Source organism: Maribacter sp. 1_2014MBL_MicDiv (assembly GCF_001865655.1).
Taxonomy (GTDB): Bacteria; Bacteroidota; Bacteroidia; order Flavobacteriales; family Flavobacteriaceae; genus Maribacter; species Maribacter dokdonensis.
In genome coordinates, this window is the sequence record NZ_CP011318.1 from 3,820,295 (window position 1) to 3,843,527 (window position 23,233).

The following is a 23,233-nucleotide window of genomic DNA, read 5'->3' on the forward strand; positions in this document are numbered from 1 at the left end:
TAATAGGCAGGCTGACCTTTATTATCAATAGATTAGATAGTTATAAATTTTTGTTAAAATAGATGGGCTTAATCCCTAGGAAGTTTACGTCTAAGAATAATTCAATTTTTTTATAAGTTTTTTCGTACCTAATAATACAATTGTTCCATACTTTTTTAAAGATTATATTTACTTAAATCATTAAAAAAGTATTCATCATGAAAAAAACAATCTTATTTATTATGCTGTGTTTGTTTTGTTTAACAAAACAGCACGCACAAGATTTTGAATTTAAATCTGATCAAATTGATCTAAAATACGAAAGGTTCATATTACCTAATGGTTTAACCTTGTTGGTGCATGAAGACCATAAGGCACCAATTGCTGCAGTGAACGTATGGTATCATGTAGGTTCTAAGAACGAGAAACCAGGTAAAAGTGGTTTTGCACATTTATTTGAGCATTTAATGTTTAACGGTAGTGAGAATTATAACGATGATTATTTCCAAGCTTTGGAGAGAATAGGAGGTACCGATCTAAATGGAACAACAAATACTGACCGTACCAACTACTTTCAAAATGTACCGGTTGCGGCCTTAGATCAAGTACTGTTTTTAGAGTCTGATAGAATGGGTCACCTTTTAGGGGCAATTGACCAAGAAAGGTTAGATGAACAACGTGGTGTTGTTCAAAATGAAAAAAGACAAGGAGAAAATCAACCCTATGGTAAGCAATGGGATCTTTTAACCAAGGCGATGTACCCAAAAGGGCATCCGTATTCATGGACCGTTATTGGTGAAATGGAAGATTTAAATGCAGCTTCGCTTGAAGATGTACAAGAGTGGTTCAAGTCCTATTACGGTGCGGCTAATGCCGTAGTAGCTGTTGCAGGAGATATTAATCCTCAAGAGGTGTATAATAAAGTGTTGAATTATTTTGGCGATATACCTTCTGGACCAACAATAGCTAGACAAGAAGTGAATATACCTTTAAAAAGTTCAGACACCTTTCAAGTTTATGAAGACAGAGTGCCAGAAGCTAGAATTTTATTTAGTTGGAATACGCCTGAATTTGGCAATAAAGAAGACATTCATTTTGATCTAATCTCTTCTATATTAACAAGTGGTAAAAACTCTAGATTGTACAAAAGATTAGTATATGATGAGCAAGTTGCTAGTTCTGTGGTTTCTTTTCAAGCTTCAAATGAAATTGCAAGTGAATTTATCACTTGGGCAAATGTAAAACCAGAGGGGGATATTGATAGGGTTCAACAGATTATGGAAGAAGAGTTGGCCAAATTAATTGAAGAAGGACCTACCGAAAGTGAACTTAAAAGGGTAAAAGCGGCTTATTTTTCAAGTTTTATAAAAGGTTTGGAGCGTATTGGCGGCTTTGGTGGAGTATCAGATATTCTAGCATCTAACCAAACTTATTTTGATGATGCAGCTTATTATAAAACCGTGTTGCAATATGTTGAAAATGCTACCGTACTGGATATTCAGAAGACAGCGAAAAAATGGCTTACTAGGGGTAAACATATTCTACTTTGTAAACCATTTCCGGAATATACCATTACTAAAAGTACTGTAGATCGCAACAAATTGCCAGAAGTAGGAGAAGCTAAAAGTTCTCAATTTCCAGCCTTACAAAGAGATAAATTATCTAACGGTCTTAATATAGTACTTGCAAAAAGAACCGGTGTACCTACCGTTGTCATGAATTTAATGTTTAATGCAGGATATAAAACCGATTATCTTTCAAGTCCGGGTACTGCTGCTTTGGCTATGGATTTATTGGATGAAGGAACTAAAGATTTAAATTCTTTAGAAATAAACGAGAAACTTCAATTATTAGGGGCAAGTCTTTACACGTACTCCAGTCAAGATAATTCTAATATTTATCTCAATACTCTGAAACCAAGTTTAGATGCTAGTATTGATTTATTTGCCGATGTTGTTTTGAATCCTGCTTTCCCAGAAAAGGAATTTGAACGTTTAAAGGATGAACAATTAAACAGAATACAGCAAGAGAAATCTCAACCCATTTCCATGGCACTCAGGGTAATGAACAAGTATTTATATGGTGAAGGTCATCCTTATAGTAATCCATACACAGGAACAGGTTATACGGAGACTGTTTCTAAGCTCTCCAAAGATGATGTGCAAAAGTTTTATGCTACTTGGATAAGACCTAACAATGCAACTCTGGTAGTTACCGGTGATATAGAAATGAAAGATTTAATATCGAAGTTAGAAAAGTCTTTAGGAAAATGGAAAAAGGCAGATGTACCTAATATTACGTTTACCACACCAAAAGTAAATTCGAAAAATACACTTTATTTAATGGATAGGCCAGAGTCTGAGCAATCAGTGATTTTGGCAGGACATTTAACTGAAAAATACGGAGATGTCTCTCAAATTGCATTAGAGCAGATGGTCAGTATTCTGGGTGGTGATTTCACATCTAGAATTAATATGAATTTAAGGGAAGATAAACATTGGGCTTATGGAGCTAGTGGTTTTGTTATGGGTGCTAAAGCTGAAAGACCGTTTATAATGTACGCACCTGTGCAAACGGATAAATCTGCTGAATCCGTTACAGAATTGCGAAAAGAGATAGCTGAGTTTATTTCTACACGACCGGTAACAAAGGAAGAATTGGAAAAAGTGAAGACCAATCAAATTTTAAGTCTGCCCGGTCAATGGGAGACTAATAGCTCTGTAAACCAGTCTATAACAAATTTGGTCAATTATGGTTTGCCAGATGATTATTATCAAAAATATGATGCCAATGTACGTAACCTTTCATTGCAAGAAGTGAGAGATGTGAGTAAAAAAGTGGTTAAACCAGAAGCTGTAAATTGGTTTATGGTAGGCGATAGGGCAAAAATTGCGGACAAATTAGATGAATTGGGTTTTGATGCCATTATTGAAATAGATGCTGATGGTAACCCTAAAAAACCAGCTATAAAGGAGGTGAAGCCTGAGATTAAAAATTAAAGTTGAACACATAAAATATAAATAGTCCCATTTAAAATGGGACTATTTTATTTTATGATTGTATCAATTTTATCTCAATTTAGGATAATCGTCTGGGTGGACTTCATGCATAATGCTATACACCTTTTCGAAAATATCTTCTCTATTGGGTTTGGAGAAATAATCCCCATCTGAACCATATGCAGGTCTATGAGCTTTTGCACTTAAAGTTTGTGGTGCACTGTCCAAGTATTTAAATGCACCTTGTCTTTCTATAATTTCATTTAGCAAGTAAGCAGAGCATCCTCCAGGAACATCTTCATCTATGACCAAAAGTCTATTCGTCTTTTTAACACTTTCTAAAACCTCCATTTCAATATCAAAAGGTAATAAGGTCTGTGCATCTATAACTTCTGCATCAATACCAACCTCTATTAATTCTTTTGCTGCTTTTTCAACAATTCGTAATGTGGAGCCGTACGATACCAGTGTAATGTCTTTTCCTTCCTTTAAGGTTTCAACCTTACCGATCGGGGTACAGAATTCCCCTAAGTTCTTTGGTTTCTTTTCTTTTAGCCTATAGCCGTTAAGACTTTCAATGACTAAGGCAGGCTCATCACTTTTTAAAAGGGTATTGTAAAAACCGGCAGCTTGTGTCATGTTTCTAGGCGCTAAAATATACATGCCTCGTAACAAATGAATCAATCCGCCCATTTCTGATCCAGAATGCCATATCCCCTCTAATCGGTGACCTCTTGTTCTTATAATTAGCGGTGCTTTTTGTTTTCCGGCAGTTCTGTAAAGTAATGAAGCCAAATCATCTGTAAGCGTTGCCAGTGCATAAAATATATAATCTAAATACTGTATTTCTGCAATGGGTCTTAGTCCTCTAAGGGCCATTCCTATTCCTTGCCCAATAATGGTGGTTTCACGTATACCGGTATCTGCAACACGTATTTTGCCATACTTTTGCTGCATTCCTTCTAGCCCCTGGTTTACATCTCCAATTGCTCCAGTATCTTCACCAAAGATTAGTGTATTTGGGTATTTTTCAAATAATTTGTCAAAATTGTCACGTAAAATTACCCTGCCGTCAACTAACTCTGAATCATCATTGTAACTTGGGTTTATTGCGGTAATGTTACTTGCTTTACTATCATTTTCACTGTAAAGGTGAGAACTATACTTTTCTTGAGCTTCTGCCAAGAAATTGGTAGTCCAATTAATTAAATCCTGCTTTTCGGGTGTATTCTCACCAATTAAATAACGCAGGGATTTTCTTGCGGTAATGGCTAAGTCTTTACGAACAGGTTCTTCAGTGGCAATTAAATCGTTCTTTAATTTATTCAAGAAGTTTTTGTTCGGACTTGTAGCAGCAACTTTATCAATTAAATTGACCAATATTGTTTTATTGGAAAGCAGGGTTTTTAAATACTCGTCCCAAGCTTCTTTTTTTGCTTCACGAACAGTACGCTTAATTCTTTTTTCAATAGTTGCCAGTTCTTCTGTTGTGGCAATACCAGACTCTAAAATCCATTCTTTAAAGCGTTTGTTGCAATCATGGTCACGTTCCCATTCTAATCGCTCATTGTCTTTGTAACGTTCATGGGATCCAGAGGTAGAGTGTCCCTGAGGTTGTGTTAATTCTTTTACGTGAATTAAAACAGGTACGTGCTCTTGTCTGGCAATATCAGCAGCATTTTCATAAGCATGCATAAGGGCGGTATAGTCCCAGCCATTAACTTTTAAAATTTCATAACCGCTATTGTCCTCTGTTCTTTGAAATCCTGAGAGTATTTCAGATATATCTTCTTTAGTAGTATGAAACTTTGCAGGTACGGATATACCGTATTCATCATCCCATATACTTATGACCATTGGTACTTGTAATACACCTGCAGCATTTATAGTTTCAAAGAACATGCCTTCGCTGGTACTTGCATTACCTATGGTACCCCAAGCTATTTCATTTCCATTAACGGAGAATTTTGCACTATCTAGTCCCTTTTGATTTCTATAAACTTTTGATGCTTGTGCCAAACCTAATAGACGTGGCATTTGTCCAGCGGTACAAGAGATATCTGCACTACTGTTTTTTTGTTTGGTCAAATCTTTCCAACTACCATCGGCATTTAAGCTGTGGGTAAGAAAGTGTCCGCCCATCTGCCTTCCCGCGCTCATAGGTTCTTTTTCTATATCGGTAGTGGCATAAAGGGCGTGAAAAAACTCCTTGGGATGTAAAAGACCCAACGCCATCATAAACGTTTGATCTCTATAATAACCACTTCTAAAATCTCCGTTTTTAAAAGATCTGGCCATGGCAAGTTGTGGAAGTTCTTTACCGTCACCAAAAATCCCGAATTTGGCTTTACCGGTAAGCACTTCCTTTCTTCCCAATAAACTACAGGTTCTGCTTAGAAAAGCAATTTCATAGTCATTGATAATTTGTTCTTTGAAATCTTCGAAAGAAATATCATTACTGGTTTTAGAAGAAACATCCATGTATTAAACGTGTTTATACAAAATTACCGAATCAAGTACTTTCTAGCAACGCTCTTACCAGTTAATTTATTCCATATTTTTCAACAAATTTGATATTTTTTTAAAAATATCTTAATTTATTGTAAAAATTCTACGGACCGTATTAGAAATTCTTAGTTTAAAACCATTTTCTTGTGAAAAGCCCTGTTAAGGTTTTTGGACTTACGGTAATGATGAATCTTATTTTTTCACCATAATTTGGTTGAGACACTTCCCATCCGTTGTTGGAGTATACTGGTAGGTAAAGTTCAAAGTAGTCGGTAACCAAATTTAATCTGACACCAGAATCATAAACGAATTTACCGTCAAAATCCCTGTTTTTTACTAAACCGGCATCACCATAAAGCTCAATCCATTTCCAAAGATTAAAGCTTCCGTTCATGGTTGCCATCCAATCATTTGAAAAACGGTATCGTTGATCTAAGAAAGATTTAAACCCGCCTTCTGCGATAATAATTTGCTGACTATAAATACCTGAGTCCTCTGATCTTCCTAAATATCCGTAATCAAACAAATAATCTGTTGGGCGATCTAAGGCAAAACTGAAAAAGTCCGTTTGGGTTTTATTACTTAAAAATTTACCGGCAAAAAATCTAAGATTTAACTGTCTGTTATTCTCAAATAATTTTCGGTATTCATATTCAAATGAAAGTTTACTGAAATTTCCTGCTAGCTGAAAATCTAAAAACCATGATTTGTAATCCAGTATTCCATTGTCCCTATTGATGTATCTAGCATTAAATACACTATAATCTGGGTTTTCTGGATCGTTGGCCAAATTCTGTAAAGAAGGGTCAAAGTCCCTTAAAATATTTACATACCTAAATGAAAGAAACTCTCTTTTGTTCGATAAGAGATCAGCTGGTCTAAATCCAAAACTTAAAGACGGAGTTATAGATGTGTATCTGGAATTTTCATTGAAATGGGAGGTAGATGCACCAATACCGTAGTTTGCTACATATAATCCACTTTTACTTAAGTACTTTCTGTAGTTGAATTTTCCATAGCCTACAAAAGCTTTTTCCCTAAAGGAATAAGACGGGGCAAAGTCATAGACAAAGGGTCTCTCAAGCAAGGTTTTGTTATAAAGTCGCATACCCGGTACCCAGCCATCATACACGTTAAAATTTAATATGGGAACATAGAATACCTGGTTGTAATATGGATTCTCGGCATCTTTAAAAAAGGTAAACTTTAGCTTTTTGTTGCTTGATAAAAAGCCTTTAAGTGATTTCCAATTATCTCGCTGGTTAAACTCAGGAATCTTTTGGTCATAATTAAGAACAAGTCTATCTTCTTGATTATTGGGTATACTAAAGGTTTCTTCTAATTCTATATCTTTAAACCAATATTCTGATACTACGGAATCTTTCTTTAAACCAAAAACAGAAATAGGCACGTTGGTTCCTTCCTTGTTCTTAAGGGTAATATGTAGGGAGTCTGCTTCCTTTTTTACTTTCTTGATCTTGAAATCTATCTTACGATCTGTAGAAACATAGTCATTAAAAAACCAATTGATATCAACGTCGGTTGATCGTTTTAAAATAGATTCAAAATCATGAACTTTTACGTTATTTAACTTAAAATACTTGAAGAAGGTTTTTATACTTTCATCAACATGTTCTTTGCCTATATAATCCGCTAAATATGCTAATCCTAGACCTGCCTTGTATTTATTGGCAATTTTTTGATTGAATTTTATTAAAGAATCATTAGAGGTTTCTAATGCTTGATCTAAATTTTTACGAGCAGTTAAATTATAAAGAAAAGAATATTGGTCGTTAAAATCCATTTTGGCCAGTTCAAAACTTCTAAAGCCCCATATTTTAGAAAGTTTGCCCATGAGCTTTTGGTCTGGGTAATATTGCTCTACAAAGGCAATCATTAAATAGTTGGCTATGGCGCTGTTCAACCACTGTTCTTTACGTGGGTTTAAGAACATAGTCTCTTTTAAAATACTATTGATGGCCGTTTTCAAGAATTTCATTTCAAATTGAAATTGTTCTTCATACGGTCTAATGAAAGAGGGGAGTTGGTTTATACCGTAAAGCGGATTTTTGTTATAATCCAGCTCGCTAACCAATATCTTTTCATGAGGGTAGTCACCAAGATTGTTATGTATAAAATTGGCAACCTTGTTAATGGATAGCCCTTGACCTATTGGACTGTATCTTGGCGCTCTAAAATCTGTTAGGAACGTCATGTATGGCGTTCTGTGTGTTATAAAGTTTTTTTGTGGGTTTAGAATGATTTCACCACCACGTTGCAAATTACCTTTTAATTGGGCAAATTGACCATTTGGAAAAGAGGATTCTGATGTTATATCAAAGTTTGAAGCTAAAAAAAGACTGTCTGGATATTTAAAATTTATGACCGTATTGGTCACGTCCATATATAAATCCTCAATGTTCTTATTTGAGTAAAGGTGCCATTTGCCATCATAAACTGCAGGTGTTAGATACCAATCTTTTAGATAGTAATCTCCCTTATTATCATAACCATAAGGAGTGTATTTATTTGGCGGTAACTTCACTTTATAAGTGATGTGGATTTTAGTAGACTCGCCCGGTGGTAGAATATCTTTTAAGGTAACCTTTACTATATCTTTACCTTCCGTACGGCTCCATTCAAGTCCATTATAGGTTTCGTCGACTACACTTGTAATTGTAGTTTTACCGCGTTCATCTGCTTTTGCCAAATGAAGCGATTTTTTAAATTCTTGGGCAAACCTCTTTGCTAATGCTGTGTTTTTATCTGAATAGGCATTTGCCCAATCGTTGAAATAGATAACACCTAAATTATAGTTAGATTTATTGAAATAGGTGAATTCTTGCTTAATATCCAATTCTTTGGTATACTCGTTTAAACTAACTGTAAGGTTAGTGTTATACTGAGCATAACCAATAGTAATGTTGGTTACTAAGAGAATAATACAGTAAAGGAAAAAGGATTGAAAGTTACGTACCAAGGCTTAGATTAAAAATTAGGACTCATGCTGTGCCCTTTGTAAAAGGAATCGATTATTTCAACTACTTCTTCTTCTGTATCTACTATTTTGATAAGGTTTAAATCTTCCGGACTTATATTGCCCATCTTCAACATGGTGCCTTTTACCCAGTCCATAAGACCTGTCCAGAATTCACTGCCAACCAATATGATCGGGAACTTACCAATTTTATGCGTTTGAATTAACGTTATTGCTTCAAAAAGCTCATCTAAAGTTCCAAAGCCACCTGGCATTACCACAAAACCTTGAGAGTATTTTACGAACATTACTTTCCTTACGAAGAAGTAATCAAAATCCAAGCTTTTATCATTGTCAATATACGGATTGTCATGCTGTTCAAAAGGAAGGTCTATGTTCAGACCCACAGAAGTTCCACCGGCAAGATTTGCACCTCTGTTACCCGCTTCCATAATACCTGGGCCACCACCGGTAATTACACCATAGCCAGCTTGTGCTATACTTTTTGCGATAGAAACCGCCAATTTGTAGTAAGGGTCTTCTTCTTTGGTTCTGGCAGAACCAAAAATAGATACACATGGGCCAATCTTGCTCATACGCTCAAAACCATTTACAAACTCTCCCATTATCTTAAAAATGGCCCAAGAGTCATTGGTTTTTATTTCATTCCAGCCTTTGTGATGTTTTTCTGATCTCATTCGTTTATATATTCTTTTAGATAATTTTTTATCTATTTATTATTTTAATTCTCTCTTTAAAAATTTAGCCGTATAGCTTTTCTTGTTTTTAGCTACTTGCTCTGGAGTACCTTTGGCAACCAATTGCCCTCCTGAGCGACCACCTTCGTAACCAATATCAATAATGTGGTCTACCATTTTAATTACGTCCATATTATGTTCAATAACTAACACAGTATTTCCTTTATTGGCTAATTTATTCAAAACTTCCATCAAAACCCTTATATCTTCAAAATGAAGTCCGGTTGTTGGTTCATCTAAAATATAGAAGGTATTACCGGTATCTCTTTTAGAAAGTTCGGTAGCCAATTTTATACGTTGTGCTTCTCCACCGGATAGGGTGGTGGATTGTTGCCCTAACGATATATATCCCAATCCTACATCTTGGATGGTCTTTAACTTACGATGTATTTTTGGAATAAGTTCAAAAAATGATACGGCTTCATTAATGGTCATTTCCAGAACGTCTGATATAGATTTGCCTTTATAGCGTATTTCCAAGGTTTCCCTATTGAATCTTTTGCCGTTGCAGGTTTCACATTCCACATAAACATCGGGCAAGAAATTCATTTCTATGACCCTTAGACCTCCACCTTGACAGGTTTCACATCTACCGCCTTTTACATTGAAACTGAATCTGCCTGGTTTATAACCCCTTATAGATGCTTCGGTGGTTTTTGCGAACAAAGATCTTATTTCACTGAACACACCAGTGTATGTTGCAGGGTTTGATCTTGGTGTTCTACCAATGGGAGATTGGTTAATGTCAATTACTTTATCTATATGCTCTAGACCGGTTATCTTTTTATAGGGCATAGGTTTTTTAACGCCATTAAAGTAATGTGCGTTCATGATAGGATATAGCGTCTCATTGATCAAGGTAGATTTTCCACTACCTGAAACACCTGTTACCCCAATCATTTTCCCCAGTGGAAATTTTACCGTAATGTTCTTTAAGTTGTTACCTGTGCAGCCAGATAACACAATCTCATTACCGTTGCCTTCTCTTCTTTTTTTAGGAACTTCAATCTCCTTAACTCCTGTCATGTAATCCGCGGTCAAGGTATGTACGTGTTTTAACTCTTCCGGTGTTCCTTGAGAAATAATTTCACCACCGTTCTTACCCGCTTTTGGACCTATGTCAATGACATGGTCTGCACGCTCGATCATATCACGGTCATGTTCCACTACTATGACAGAATTTCCTATATCCCTTAAAGATTCCAGCGATTTTATCAATCTTTCGTTATCTCGTTGGTGTAGCCCAATACTAGGCTCATCAAGAATATAGAGTACGCCTACCAATTGTGAACCTATCTGTGTGGCCAATCTAATACGTTGTGCTTCACCACCTGAGAGCGATTTTGAACTTCTGTTCAATGAAAGGTAATCTAAACCTACATCTAATAAAAACTGTATTCTCGTGGTAATTTCCTTAATGATTTCCTCCGCTATTTTTAGCTGGTTACCACTAAGTTTTTTGTCTAACCCTTTAAAAAACGATGCAAGTTCAACAATGTCAAAATTTGCCAATTCCGCAATATTCTTCTCTTCAATTTTAAAATAAAGTGATTCCTTTTTTAGACGAAAACCTGTACATGTAGGACATGTAATTTTGTCCATATACTCTTTTGCCCATCTTTTAATTGAAGTAGAAGCAGCTTCCTCGAACTGATTTTTTATAAAGTTTGATATACCTTCATAATCTATCTTATAGGTGCGTTTAACACCTAAGGTTTTTGAATCTATATCAAAACTTTCTTTGCCTCCGTTCAATAGAATTTCAATAGCTTCAGCAGGGATAGTGTCTATTGGGTCCGTAATTTTAAAACTATAACGTTCGGCAATAGTTTCTATTTGTTTAAAGGCCCATGACTTTTTGTAATCTCCCAAAGGAGCAATACCACCACCTTTAATGGATAATTTTTTATTAGGGAATATTTTCTTTTCATTCACTTCATACACATGGCCTAATCCTTTACAATTGGGGCACATACCCTTAGGAGAGTTAAAAGAAAATGTATTGGGCTCAGGAGTAGGATAGGAGATACCTGTGGTGGGGCACATTAAATCCCTACTGAAATACCTAGGTATATCAGTGCCTTCTTCAAGCACCATTAAGACGTTGTCGCCACTATACATGGCCGTATTGATACTTTCTGATAATCGTTTATGAAAGTCCTCACTTTCTGCAACCTTTAACCTGTCTATAACGATCTCTATATCATGGGTTTTGTAACGGTCCACTTTCATGCCCTTTACAATATCCTTTATTTCACCGTCAACTCTTACCTTTAAAAAACCTTGTTTGGCTATCTGCTCAAAAAGTTCACGGTAATGTCCTTTTCTTGATTTAATTACCGGTGCAAGAATGTTGATTTTCTTGTCTAGATAAGATTCAATGATCAAGTTTTTAATTTGCTCATCGCTATAGCTTACCATCTTTTCACCAGTATTGTAACTATGTGCATCTGCAGCACGGGCGTAAAGTAGCCTTAAGAAATCATAAATTTCGGTAATAGTACCAACGGTAGATCTTGGAGATTTTGAAGTGGTTTTTTGTTCTATGGCAATTACGGGAGACAAGCCATCTATCTTATCAACATCTGGACGTTCTAAACCTCCCAAAAATTGTCTTGCATAGGCAGAAAACGTTTCAATATATCGTCTTTGTCCTTCTGCATAAATGGTATCGAATGCCAATGATGATTTGCCACTACCAGAAAGACCGGTAATAACGACCAATTTATCTCTAGGTATGGTAACATCTATATTTTTAAGGTTATGAACGCGTGCGCCCTTGACCTCTATGTTTTCTTCAAAATTAATCATGTATTCACAGCAAAGTTGCAAAAGTACGATTTTGAGTGCGAATTACATACGTTACCTTTTAGTTTGAAATGCTATAATCTCTTTAATTTTTAATGCAATACGTATATGATGTTATTTATTCATGAAGAACGAGCAAGGGTACTGATGATTGATGGTTTAATTGTGATTTGGAAGGATTGAAAAATAATTGCTGAAACAGATTTATATTTTTTGCTGCCATGGTAAGCATTTCAACACTATTGTCAGTCAGATAGGTGGTAATGGTTTCTTTAATGTTCAATCCTTGAATTTCTTTGAAGCAATGAAAACCTGTAAACATTTCCTTTAAATAATCATGCAAGTAAGCTTTGTTGGCAATTTGGGTGTTTGAGAAGTTTGTTTTTGTTTGGGTAACATGAACCACTTCTAAGGTCGCATTTGATATTTGTAAAACTTCGGTCAAAGATTTAAGAATGGGGTAGGTGTAGAAAATGTTATAATCTGTTGGAAACCCAATTTTGCTTGGTTTTTTGATAGAAACTTTGTCTGATACCACTAATACATTGCATGGTACTTTTGTAATTACATTTACTGTATTGCGGCCAAAAATAGTGTGTTCATAATTTGAAGTGCCTTTTGCACCCATAATAATAAGGTCTATTTTTTTTTCGTCCACGGTTTTTTTAATGATGTCGGTAAAGTTGCCATAATCTCTTAAAGTGATAAACTGATGTAAAAAGTTAGACTTTAATTGTGCTAATTGATCAAAAAAGAGATTCGGTTTTTTATTTATGGCTAATGATGTACCTATACTATTTTTATTGACAGATTTGTCACTTAATTCTTCAACATATAGTACATAAAAGGTGCATTGGTCATAGCCATACAGGCATGCGGCATATTTTAGCGCATTCCAAGAATTTGCCGAGAAATCAGTAGGAATTAATATGTGTTTCATTCATAAGGCTTACTCGTCAAAAGTAATCCCATATTAAATGCTGGTAAATGATATTTATCAGATTTGAATTAATTTACATATTGTAAGGCCTTTAACTCTATAATTTGAATGTTTCTACCTTCAATAACAATGAGTCCTTCTTTTTTAAAACCAGATAGTGTCCGTATTAAACTTTCTGTAGCTATACCGGCAACACTTGCCAAATCATTCCTGGAAATTCGTATGGGTTCATTGGGTTTGGTATTCATTAACTCGGCAAATTGGAGTAAGGTCTGCGCCGTTTTTCTTCGAACGGAGCTATAGGCCATTTGTAATAATTGGGCTTGGATCATCGAAATGTTTTCAGATAACAGCTCCATTAATTCCATAGAGATGTTCTTGTTCTCATTCAGTATTGTTTTGAGGTTATCTTTAGAAATCCCTGCAAGTTCTACCGTTTCTAAAGCCGTGGCAGTCTCCTGGTACGGTACGTTATTTAAAAAAGAGGTGAAACCTAAGAAGTCATCTGCCTTAGACAATGAGGTAATCAACTCTTTACCGTCAGTATCCATACTATGGCACTTTACAAGACCTTTTAAGATGAGATAAATCTTGTTTGATCTGGCACCCTCATCATAAATTGATTCCCCTGCTTTAAGACTGGAAACCTCACCATTGTCGTCAAAGAAGTTTTTGAGTTCATGAACCGTATGTATTTCATTTTCTGTGACACCATGTTCTTTGGTGCTTTCATCTTGCATACGTTTAATCAATTCTGCTTTTGCAAGTCTACTTTCAATGGCGCTGATAAGATCTTCTTCATCAAAAGGCTTGGTTAGGTAATCATCTGCACCTAGATCCATTCCTTTCCGTATTTCTTTATGCTCAGTTTTAGCCGATAAAAAGATAAACGGAATTTGTTTTGTTTTTTCGTTCTTAGATAATTGTTGTAGCACTCCATAGCCATCTAATTCTGGCATCATAATGTCGCAAATAATAATGTCCGGCACATCTTCAATGGCTGCATTAACACCTATTTTTCCGTTGGGTGCGGTTTTTACGCTATAACCAGCTAATTCTAAAAGTTCTTCCGTGTTTTCACGTAAGGCCTTGTCATCTTCGATCAATAGAATTTGTTTCATAATGCTAGCTGGTTTTTAAATTAGGTATACTAAGTGTAAACGTAGATCCTACACCTATTTCACTGGTGAATTCTAGACTTCCTCTCAAGTTTTCGATATGTTGTTTTGCGATATTCAGACCAATACCGGTACCCTGGGTTAGTAATGCGTTTTCTGCTCTAAAATAGCGATTGAAAATATGCTTCTGTTCTTCTTGGGGAATGCCAATGCCTTGGTCAATTACACTAATGATTATGTTAGTATCGTTAAAAGCCACTTTAATGGTAATGGTAGTATCTTCAGGAGAGTACTTTATGGCGTTATGTATTAAATTAGATAAGGCCAACTCCAGTGTTTTTTCATCAAAATTGATGTTTAGCTCGTCAATATTTTCTGGGTAATGAATTTGTTGACCAGATTTTAAAAGCATATTACTATTGTATACTACTTCGTTTACAATTTTGCTTAATGGAAATTCTTCTACTTTGTAATTGACTTTGCCGGACTCTAAACGCTCTACAGATAAAAAATCTGTTAGTATGGTGTCTAAATATTTTACTTTACTTTTAATGGTTGCCACATGTTTGTCCCTCTTTGGTTGCTGATCGGTCTGAGTATATTTTCCTAGCAAGGTGATAGAGGTGAGTATACTGCTTAAAGGCGTTTTAAATTCGTGCGATACCAATGATAAAAATCTGGTCTTTAATTCGTTGAGTTCTTTTTCTACGGCTAAAGCTTCCGTCAATTGCTGCGTGCGTTCCTCAACTTTTTTCTCTAGATTTTCGGTGTAATTTTTTCTTTCGGTTATGTCTAATATAAATGCTACAAAAACTTTCTTCTTTCCTAATTCGGACAACTGTAAATGAACTTCTACCGGGTAGGTAGAACCATCTTTTCTACCATGTACCGTTTCAAATTTTACTTTAGGAGTTTCATTAGTAAGTAATGGGGAAATCAACTTTTTAAAGTTTTTTTCATTTAGTTTCGGTTTAATATCTACCGGGGTCATTTCATACATTTCCGTTATGGAATAACCAATGTTTCTTTGTGCTTCTTTATTGACATTCAAAAACTTGAAGGTTTCTGCGTCAAACACAAAAATTTCGTTAAGGGATTCGTCAAAAATTCGTGCCCAATGACTTAGTTCTTCTTCTTTGTTCTTTCTTTCGGTAATATCGATCACCAATGCCATAACATAAGTAGATCCGTAAAATTCAAACGGATTTAAGCCGGCCTCTACCGGAAATTCTTTGCCACTTTTAGTAATGCCGTAGAGATTTCTACCGTGTCCCATTTGTCGTTTATCACTATTGGCAATAAACTTGTTTACATGTTTACTATGGTTGGCAAGATATCTTTTGGGTATTAAGATATCCAACGGTTTTCCTAATAATTCCCCCTTTAGATACCCAAACATTTGTTCTGTAGACGTATTGGTGGCCACTACATTTTGTTGGGCATCAACAACAATAATACCTTCTGAAACTCCTTCTGAAAGCAAATTGAAGATATCACTGTTCTTTTGAAAATCTTGCATAGTATCAAATATATAGATTACGACTGATTTTTATCATATATAAAGTGGGTTCTGAACTGTATTTTCATGGTAAATTCATAGAAAAATTATAAAATGGAAAATACTGCGAAAACAATGAACGGTCTTTATGAGAGCTTAGGAAAGCTTTTTTATGCCGTGGCTATGTGCGATGGTAGCGTACATAGTAATGAATGGGATAAAGTTAAGGGGCTGGTGAAAGAAGATTGGTTGTACGTAGATGATTTTACGGATCGGTATGGTACGGACGCCGCTAACCAAATTGAAATTGTATTTGATGTTCTTATGGAAACTTTAAAAGGGAGTAAGGAATGTTTTGGAGAATTTGTGGAATTTTACAAGGAGCATCCACATGCTTTTTCAGATGAGATAAAAGCCTTGACCCAAAAAACGGCCAAGGCTATTGCAAATTCATTTTCAGGTAACAATAAATCTGAGCTTATACTTTTGGCCAAGATCAAATTGTTACTCAACTAATGCTATTTCATTAATTTTTTTATATCTGGGTCTGTGTATATTTTCTGCACCATTTCACTGTACAAACTGGAGAATATCGTATTCTCTGCCAAATTGCCAAATAAAGATTCTTGTTTTATAAAGGCAAGTGGGTCTTCATTGGTTTTACTGGCGGCTTGGTGCAGTTGGTCTTGCATGGCATCTATAATTTCTATGGATTCACCATTTTTATTTACGCCCTTATCACTATAATAACACCATGCAGCTATCACTAAAGTTGCATATTTAATACTGCCACCCTTAGCCAGATTATCTTGAATGGTGGCGATTAAAAATTTAGGAAGTTTTGCCGAACTCTCTGAGCAAATTCTACTAACACTATCCTTTATGTTTGGGTTGGCAAAACGTTCTTGTAGACTGTCCTTATATGTTGTAAGATCAATACCTTCTAGCTTATCTAATACGGGTGTTGCTTCCTTATCCATAAAAGCTCTTAAATAGGTGACAAAAAGATCATCTTCCATACAGGCGTTAATGGTTGGGTGACCATGCAATGCGCCTAAAATGCCTAGCACGGAATGCCCAGCGTTTAAAAGGCGCAGTTTCATTTTTTCGTACGGTTTTACATCTGGTACAAATTGTACACCTACTTTTTCAAACGCAGGTCTTCCGTTAGAAAAGTTATCTTCAATGACCCATTGTATAAAAGGCTCACAAGTTACGGGCCACTCATCTTTTAGGTTATAAGTTTGTTCTAAATAGTCAATGTCGGCCTGTGTGGTTACCGGGGTAATGCGATCAACCATGCTGTTAGGAAAGCTTACCTCTTTTTCAATATATGAAGCTAACTCCTCATCTTGTTTGTTGGCAAAAGTTAGCAACATTTCTTTGGCAACGTCTCCGTTGTGTTGAATATTGTCACATGACATTACGGTAAAGGCCGGTAAACCGTTCTCCTTTCTTTTTCTAATGGCAGCGGTCAAAAATCCATAAATGGTTTTTGGCTCTTCTGGGTTCGCTAATTCATGTTGCACATCTTTATTCTCAAAATCGAATTCACCTGTAGCCGGATTAAAATTATACCCACCTTCCGTGATGGTCAATGATACTATTTTTGTGTCAGGATGCGCCATTTGGTCAATCACGACATTGGGAGTATCAAATCCCAATTTAAAATCTATGATAGCACCAATAACTTCAGAATCAATTTTTCCATCCGGATGTTTGATTATTAAGGTGTACATACCGTCTTGCTGTTGCAATACATCATGTATTTTTTGATCACCTTTTCGTAAGCCTATACCACAAATACCCCATTCAGAAGCATTTTCTTTTTCTTGTAATAGATGGTTGTAATATGCTTGGTGTGCTCTGTGGAACCCACCTACGCCAACATGTACAATTCCTGCTTTAACTGTATCGCTTTTATAAGATGGTGTGGGTAATTGTCTGCTTATTTCTGCTAAATTTTTCGAGTTCAACATCGTTTCTTTTGTCATTTTTTAGCTAATATTTTTAGATTTTCCGCGTAATAATGCCGCATAGGCAGTAACAAAGTAAACTACCGTGCATATAAACGCATAATAGTAAAAGGTTTCTCTATTTTCAATGTAAATATTTTCGTTTGTACTGCTAAACAATACAATGCCCGCCAAAATTAAGGTTATGATCAAAGCAATGAGCGATACCACCTTTAAGATTTTTGTGAGTAGCGTGGTGTCCTTCACGGGTTTAGTTTCGGTTAAACTTTTTTCTTCTTGGTAGGAAATGATTTTTTCATTTCTTAACCTCTCTTTTTCTTTTTCTTCCGGATATTTATTTTTTGCACCAAATTTACCGGCAAGAACGGTGTAAATGATTATAGTGAAAATCCATGTAGGTATAAATAAATAGAAGAAAGACATTACGTTAAACGCATTTAGCCCAAAACCAAAAACCAAACCTAACCCCCAAGATACAATGGCGGGTGTGCTAAAGGTTAAATTACGGTAGGCCGACCAATAACGGGTGTACCCTATTCTTGGGAAAATTTGGTGTTCGGCAAATACTATTGCTCCTACAGGTACAACCAATAGACCAGCATATGTAAGTAAGGGCAGAATTTGAGAAAACACAAAAGGAAAAAAAGCAATGGCAATGGTAATAAGACCAACGATAATGGTTGTTTTTTTACGAGAGTGTCTGTGGAATATGGCTTGTGCAGCCAACCCCGCTCTATATAAGTTGGTTATAGCCGTGGTCCACCCGGCAACGATAACAATGACAAATCCAGACCATCCCAAAGCATAGAAGGCTACATCTCCTGGATCTAATTCAACGATAGTTTTACCTATGATCACAGCTGCACCGGCACCCATAATACCAGCTGCGATCCATGCAACGAAATGACCGAACATCATACCCGTACTGGTTGCAAGCCCGTATGATTTCTTTTTAGCAAATCGTAATAACGCCATATCAATTAAACCAAAGTGGGTAATGGTATTGGCGGCCCATGCAAAGCCAATAACTTCCAATAATCCAATGCCAGGTTCCCCTGCACTGTTGATTCCGGTCCATATGGATTTATCGCCCAGTGATATCAATTCATTCCATCCACTTGGTAACGTAGTTCCTAAAACATCAAGGGACAATGCAGGTAGTAAAACCATAGCACCGCTGGTAAACATAACAAATAACCATGGTGCACATATTCCAGAAAATTCCGATACCGCGTTAAAACCATATAAAGCAATGGATACAACCACCAAACCAACACAAAAAACAATGACCACAAACCACATATTGGTGGGGTACCAATTAAGTTGTGCCGGAATGTCAAAAGCAAAACGTACCGCAGTGGCAGATACGGTAATCATTGCTGCGGATATAACGGAGAAAATAATGACATTGGCCCAATTGTAAAGCTTGGTCATAGAGTCCCCCGCAATCTTATTCAGGTAGGTATATAAGCTTAATCTTGTGTCTACGGCGATAGGAGAGGTTATGAACGTCCAGCTTAAGACCGCTAATATATTACCGATCAGAAGCCCTAAGATAATATCCATTGTTTTTGCCCCAAGGGCTACGAAAGTAGCTCCAATAACAAATTCAGTTGCGGCTACGTGCTCGGCGGCATATAGACCGGCAAAATGAGTCCAATCGTGTAATTTATGTTTTGCAACGGGTAATTGCTCTTCGTTTAATTTTTTTAATGCGGAATAATCTTGAGTAGTTGGCATTAGCTGAGTTGGTAGTTAAGTTTGTAATACAATTTATGTAGCATACTGTTCCAAGAGTTCGTATGCTTACATCTGTTTGAACAGGGGTGCAATGTATTTAAATTATATGCAAACCCCCATATTTTTTAACAGTTTTGTAATACAGTTATATAACAAATAGGTGCAAATATTTAATAAAATGCCAAAAACACAGTGCTATTTCTGAAAATCAATAGGTTTTAAACCATTGTCAAACTTAATATTACTCCAATTTACCTTGATCCAAGGAGCATCCGTAACATCTGCATTCCATGTAGATTTTTTATATTGACGTTTGGTCGGAATAAGCATGTCGTCTACTTTTTCATATTCCAATACCATTAAGTTAGGAGTTTCCATAGCTCCAAAATCCGCAACGGTAAATAAGAATTGGTCTGCTAGCATTGTATTCTTGTTGATATACAATTGATAGATGTCGGTCGGTTTGGAGTTACCAGAGTCGAACGATACCTTAACGATGTCATAGTTTTTATCATCCACAGCTTTCTCCCCTAAATATTCATAAGTTACCCCGGGATCTAATAATTTTTGAAACATGGTAAACCAATAGAAATTAGTAGGTCTATTGAAAGCGACTCTTTTTAGGGCTACAGAATCTTCTATGATATTTCCATTATGCTTTAGCCAATATTCCTGTCCGTTGTATCCTTGTTCAATGGGACCATCAAAATTACTTAAGGTTCTCTGGTGTTTTTCATATTTTCCATAAGATAATTCACCGTCAAAAATGTATTTTTCGGTTGTTATATCGGTTTTGCCATCGGGCGTTTGGTAGGTATATGTGTAAACTACATCCTTCTTATTTCTTAAAGTTTTGTAATTACCTACTTTTTCAATCATTTTAGAAACAAGTTCATGTCCTTTGTTTTTATAGGTAGACGTAACAGTTTCCTCATGCTGTACTTTTTTATCGTTTTTACAAGAGAAAGTTAGTATGCTAAGAAAAATTAGGCTTGAAATTTTATAATTCATGATGATAGGTATAGTTTCTTATAATTTGTTTTTGATTATTTAAATGTAACTAGATAAATGATTTAAGCTTATGGTAGGCTGATAAGTCTATCGGCAACCAGTTTCAAGTTTTGTTCATTTATTTCTGGGGTAGGGGAAAGTGGATACAGTTGCGCACCTGGTCTACTAATGAACGCTCCTCTCCAGCCAGCCCATAATGCTCCAGAAATATCCCAGCCATGGGCAGCTACCAATAAACACTCTTCTGGTTTGATGTTCATTTTTCTGGCAGCCCAATTATATGCATCTACATGTGGTTTAAACTTGCCCATACCCTCAATGCTTAAACGTTGATCAAAATACTTGGTGAGTCCTGCATTTTTAAATTGTGTTTCAACACCTTTATTGGATGAATTTGTGAATGAAACTAAAGTATAGCCGGCATCTTTTAAGCGCTGCAATGAAGAAGAAACTTCAGGGTGTGCGGGTAGCGAACGGATAGGATCCACAATTGATTTTTTTGCTTCTTCATGACTAAGTTTAATACCATTGTTTGCCGCAACCATTTGTAAGGCGGCGGCGCCAATAATGGCAAAATCATTGTATTGATTGGCAACCGTGGAAACCAAAGAGTACTGTAACATGGTTGTAAACCATAGCGGTAACAGGTCGTTTCTGCCGTTAAGGGCTTTGGCTACGCTATCTTTCATGGCAGTTAAATCCAACAAAGTTTCGTTGACATCAAAAAAAAGTACTTTTGGTCTATGGGTCTTTGGTTCTTTTTTATTAGCAAAGCCTATGGCAGGTATTGTTGCACCTGCCGCTCCTAAAATGGTCGATTTCTTAATAAAGTCTCTTCTGTTGTTTTTCATGATATATATAATTATAAAAACATTCTATGTGGTATGTTTTTAGGTAAAAAAATTATTGCTTTATTTGATTTAGGTACATAGATAGCCCATTTAGATATTCGTTGATTACTTCATCATCATCATAAAGTTTTCGAATTCCACGAATACCTTCAAAGGCGCTTATTAAATAAATAGCGGCCGCAGCACTTGAAATATCCTTTTTGATGGTATTTTCAGACTTTCCTCTATCAATTAATTCTACGAGTGCCCTTTTCCATTCCTCTATAATATTTTTTAGTGCTTTTTGATATACATTTTCATAATCCCCAATTTCATTGATGAGATTATTTGTGGGGCAACCATGTTTCTTCTCATACATGGAGAAAGACTTAAGGCTGTTTAAAAAAGTATCTTCTAAAATAGCATATGCATTACCGTTTTGGTATAGAGGATATACCATTCTTTTTTGAACTCTACGCTGTAATTTTTGGGTAATTACTTCAATGCCTAATTCTTTTTTATTTGCATAATGGTGATAGAAGGCTCCTTTGGTCATCGTAGTTGCCTTCATTATTTTATCAATGCTTGTCGTTTTAAAACCTTCTTCGTAAAACAACTTAAAGGCTTCGTTAAGAATCAGTTGTTTGGAAAGTTCAGATTTTAATGCCTGTTTCATTTTGTAAAGTTTGAATAAAAAGTACGGTATAGAATGTTTTTAAACCTGATTTAACTAATTGTTAACTGTAAATGCTGTTAATAATATAAAATGGGAGGTCTATTCATAGTTTTTCCACCAATCTGTATAATTGTTTACGGTATCTTTTACTATGATTTCTTGTCCAATTTCCGGTGAAATTATATTTAGGTTCAATTCTTTTGCCTTAGCCTTCACTCGTACAATGGGATCTGTCCATTCATGTAAGGCCAATTTAAAACCGGCCCAGTGTATGGGCATTACATTTTTAGCTTTAATATCTACGCCTGCCATAGCTGTTTCTTCAGGCATCATATGTATATCTGACCATTTTTCATTGTACTGGCCGCACTCCATTAAAGCCAGATCAAACGGACCATATGTATCTCCAATTTCTTTAAAATGGCTTGCATACCCACTGTCACCACTAAAAAATATATTATCTGTAGCTGTAGTAATCACCCAAGAGCTCCATAATGTACTTTGACCGTTATTCATTTTTCTGCCAGAAAAATGCTGTGCCGGTGTACATACTAATCTTATGTCTTCCAGTGCCGTTTCTTGCCACCAGTCCATTTCTGTAATTTTCTCTTTTGGTATGTTCCAAGCACTCAAATGAACACCAACTCCAAGTGGTGTATAGAAGTGTTTGGTTTTATCTTTGATCTTTAAAACCGATTCATAATCTAAATGATCATAATGATCATGCGAATATATTACGGCATCTATGAAAGGCAGCTGATCAATTTCTATGGGAAATTCTTTATTGAAACGGCTGCTGCCCAATAGCGGGTGAGGTGCAGGTACTTTGCCGAACATTGGGTCTATGAGGATGTTTTTCCCATTTATCTGTAATAAAAAGGAAGAATGACCAAACCAGATCAATCTGGTATCACCTTTGTAATTTGAAACATTTACCTTTTTTAGATGTTGGGGAATAATATCTTTTGTAGGTCTTCCATTAGGTACTTTTGTGGTAAAAAATGTGTATACCAGGCTTAAGGTTTCACTTAAACTCATTTCTTTTGGTACATCATTACTATTTCTGAATTTACCATCTTTATAGTTACTGGATAGTTGATAGGTTTTTTGTTGCTCTTTTGAAACATCTCCGCCAAAGCTTGGGTAATAATTGGTGAATAATAAATAGATCACCACTAAAACTCCTATAATAGATACTATTGCTATCATTATTTTTTTTAAAATTTTCTTGAACATTTACTATTATTTGATGCACTTGGTTTGTGTACCGCTTCAGTCACGTAAAGCGTTTAAAAAGTGAATATACGTATTCGCACTTTGTGATTTAGGGATGCTTATTATTTTAAATATGACCTTCGCTTAATTTTGGGTTCAAAATTAAGCAGATACAATACCATATCCGTACACTATTTACC

General features: G+C 35.7%; 15 protein-coding genes. 2 read left to right on the forward strand and 13 right to left on the reverse strand.

All coding sequences use genetic code 11. The annotated features are described in order from the left end of the window. Positions 1-197: 197 nt before the first annotated feature. Entirely contained in the window at positions 198-2,978 is a 2,781-nt protein-coding gene (locus YQ22_RS16045; RefSeq protein WP_071341994.1) for a M16 family metallopeptidase, read from the forward strand. 69 nt (positions 2,979-3,047) lie between these two features. On the opposite strand, the gene YQ22_RS16050 is transcribed toward YQ22_RS16045, so the two are convergent. The 7 genes from YQ22_RS16050 to YQ22_RS16080 form a co-directional block, all read right to left on the reverse strand. Next, entirely contained in the window at positions 3,048-5,459 is a 2,412-nt protein-coding gene (locus tag YQ22_RS16050; RefSeq protein WP_058105884.1) for an alpha-ketoacid dehydrogenase subunit alpha/beta, read from the reverse strand. 157 nt (positions 5,460-5,616) lie between these two features. Then, on the reverse strand, positions 5,617-8,466 hold the full coding sequence (locus YQ22_RS16055) for a M1 family aminopeptidase (RefSeq protein WP_083365641.1): 2,850 nt from the start codon (positions 8,464-8,466) through the stop codon (positions 5,617-5,619). 8 nt (positions 8,467-8,474) lie between these two features. Next, a complete protein-coding gene (locus YQ22_RS16060; protein ID WP_071341995.1) occupies positions 8,475-9,161 on the reverse strand; it encodes a TIGR00730 family Rossman fold protein in 687 nt (228 codons plus the stop codon). 39 nt (positions 9,162-9,200) lie between these two features. Further along, entirely contained in the window at positions 9,201-12,032 is a 2,832-nt protein-coding gene (gene uvrA / locus YQ22_RS16065; RefSeq protein WP_071341996.1) for an excinuclease ABC subunit UvrA, read from the reverse strand. 115 nt (positions 12,033-12,147) lie between these two features. Further along, positions 12,148-12,969, reverse strand: coding sequence for a universal stress protein (locus YQ22_RS16070; RefSeq protein ID WP_071341997.1), 822 nt, complete (start codon positions 12,967-12,969; stop codon positions 12,148-12,150). A gap of 68 nt (positions 12,970-13,037) precedes the next feature. Beyond that, positions 13,038-14,090 (reverse strand): response regulator, encoded by a 1,053-nt coding sequence (locus YQ22_RS16075; protein ID WP_071341998.1) that lies wholly within the window; start codon positions 14,088-14,090, stop codon positions 13,038-13,040. Positions 14,091-14,094: 4 nt separating this feature from the next. Continuing rightward, positions 14,095-15,606 (reverse strand): sensor histidine kinase, encoded by a 1,512-nt coding sequence (locus YQ22_RS16080; RefSeq protein ID WP_071341999.1) that lies wholly within the window; start codon positions 15,604-15,606, stop codon positions 14,095-14,097. Positions 15,607-15,699: 93 nt separating this feature from the next. On the opposite strand from YQ22_RS16080, the gene YQ22_RS16085 reads away from it, so the two are divergent. Further along, positions 15,700-16,101 carry a hypothetical protein gene (locus YQ22_RS16085; RefSeq protein WP_071342000.1) on the forward strand — a complete coding sequence of 134 codons (402 nt, stop codon included), beginning with the start codon at positions 15,700-15,702 and terminating at the stop codon, positions 16,099-16,101. A 2-nt stretch (positions 16,102-16,103) separates the two neighbouring features. Here the strand turns inward: YQ22_RS16085 and YQ22_RS16090 are convergent, their stop codons facing one another. The 6 genes from YQ22_RS16090 to YQ22_RS16115 all read right to left on the reverse strand — a co-directional run bounded on the left by YQ22_RS16090 (position 16,104) and on the right by YQ22_RS16115 (position 23,027). Continuing rightward, the gene (locus YQ22_RS16090; RefSeq protein WP_071342001.1) at positions 16,104-17,579 is read right to left on the reverse strand and encodes a mannitol dehydrogenase family protein; all 1,476 of its coding nucleotides are present in this window, start codon (positions 17,577-17,579) and stop codon (positions 16,104-16,106) included. A 3-nt stretch (positions 17,580-17,582) separates the two neighbouring features. Next, the gene (locus YQ22_RS16095) at positions 17,583-19,301 is read right to left on the reverse strand and encodes a purine-cytosine permease family protein (RefSeq protein WP_071342002.1); all 1,719 of its coding nucleotides are present in this window, start codon (positions 19,299-19,301) and stop codon (positions 17,583-17,585) included. A gap of 195 nt (positions 19,302-19,496) precedes the next feature. Next, positions 19,497-20,312, reverse strand: coding sequence for a DUF6503 family protein (locus YQ22_RS16100; RefSeq protein ID WP_071342003.1), 816 nt, complete (start codon positions 20,310-20,312; stop codon positions 19,497-19,499). A gap of 68 nt (positions 20,313-20,380) precedes the next feature. Next, the gene (locus YQ22_RS16105) at positions 20,381-21,163 is read right to left on the reverse strand and encodes a haloacid dehalogenase type II (RefSeq protein WP_071342004.1); all 783 of its coding nucleotides are present in this window, start codon (positions 21,161-21,163) and stop codon (positions 20,381-20,383) included. A gap of 52 nt (positions 21,164-21,215) precedes the next feature. After that, positions 21,216-21,818, reverse strand: coding sequence for a TetR/AcrR family transcriptional regulator (locus YQ22_RS16110; protein ID WP_071342005.1), 603 nt, complete (start codon positions 21,816-21,818; stop codon positions 21,216-21,218). Positions 21,819-21,917: 99 nt separating this feature from the next. Further along, entirely contained in the window at positions 21,918-23,027 is a 1,110-nt protein-coding gene (locus YQ22_RS16115) for an MBL fold metallo-hydrolase (RefSeq protein ID WP_071342006.1), read from the reverse strand. Positions 23,028-23,233: the final 206 nt, after the last annotated feature.